The organism is Citrobacter sp. wls757 (assembly GCF_005280935.1).
In the GTDB taxonomy this organism is placed as follows: Bacteria; Pseudomonadota; Gammaproteobacteria; order Enterobacterales; family Enterobacteriaceae; genus Citrobacter; species Citrobacter portucalensis.
On sequence record NZ_SZWU01000034.1, the window covers coordinates 312,912 to 313,926 of the forward strand.

A 1,015-nucleotide genomic window follows, 5' to 3' on the forward strand; every position below is an offset into this window, starting at 1 on the left:
CCTGAAAACCGGCGCGTTTGGCCGCACGTTCAAGAATACCCTGCGCCTGGGTGTTGGCGTCATCGCCACCTAATCCCTGGAAGTTGATGGGCCGACCAATCACGGCCTGAGTGATAGCTTCCGGCAACTGGCTTTGCGCCTGGTTGCGAATGTGCAGCATCATTGCACAGACCAGATCTTCAAACAGCGCAACCTGCTGCGGCTTCAGACCGCTGGCGCCCAAAAATGATTTTGGCGATTTAACGAAGTACACCTCTTCCGGGTCTTCAATATACTGACCCAGCGATGCCAGACCGAACTGTACGCTGTTGGCGTTAACGTCGATGTCTTCTTCGCGGTTGTAGCGCATCGCACGGCGAAGCAGCGCCTGCGTTTCATCATCCGTAGTTGGGATGTCATGATGGCGATACAGCCACTCGCTAACCGCTTCGCGCGTTGGTGCGCACAGCATTGAGGGTAGCAGCGTGCTGTTATTTTCCATTTTGAGCAGGTGAGGCTGCCCATCACGCATAACGGCCACTGAACAGTTTGCCGTACCGTAGTCAAAACCAATAAACACCGTAAAAATCCCCATGCCAGTGAAGAAGGGGCGTGACTTTAACGAATAGTTGACGCCCCGACAACTGGAATATGAAAGCAAGGCGTACTGATTGAATACCGTTTATGCTGTAGGTTTGCGTAAAAAGGAAAACTGAATGTTCACGCTGAGCTGGCAACCACCTTATGACTGGCCCTGGATGCTGGGATTTCTTGCCGCCCGTGCGGTTGAAGGTGTCGAAACCGTAGAGGAACTGAGCTATGTCAGAAGCCTGTGCGTAGGGGGGCATCGTGGTCTGGTGCGCGTTGTCCCGGATCTGCACGCCAACGTGCTACACGTGACGTTGAGCACAGGGTTACAGCCGGTCGCCTCCGAGTGCCTGGCAAAAATAACGCGCTTGTTCGATCTTGGCTGTTGTCCGCAGCAAATTATCGGCGCGCTGGGCAGCCTCGGTGCGGCGCGTCCGGGGCTGCGCCT

2 protein-coding genes are annotated in these 1,015 nt (G+C 55.3%); one reads left to right on the forward strand and one right to left on the reverse strand.

The genetic code is table 11. From position 1 onward, the window contains the following. Positions 1-559: Hsp70 family protein (locus tag FDW94_RS24035; RefSeq protein ID WP_249358382.1), on the reverse strand; the 559-nt coding region annotated here is incomplete at its 3' end. A gap of 136 nt (positions 560-695) precedes the next feature. Between FDW94_RS24035 and FDW94_RS24040 the strand changes: the two genes are divergently transcribed. Further along, positions 696-1,015: AlkA N-terminal domain-containing protein (locus FDW94_RS24040; protein ID WP_283205067.1), on the forward strand; the 320-nt coding region annotated here is incomplete at its 3' end.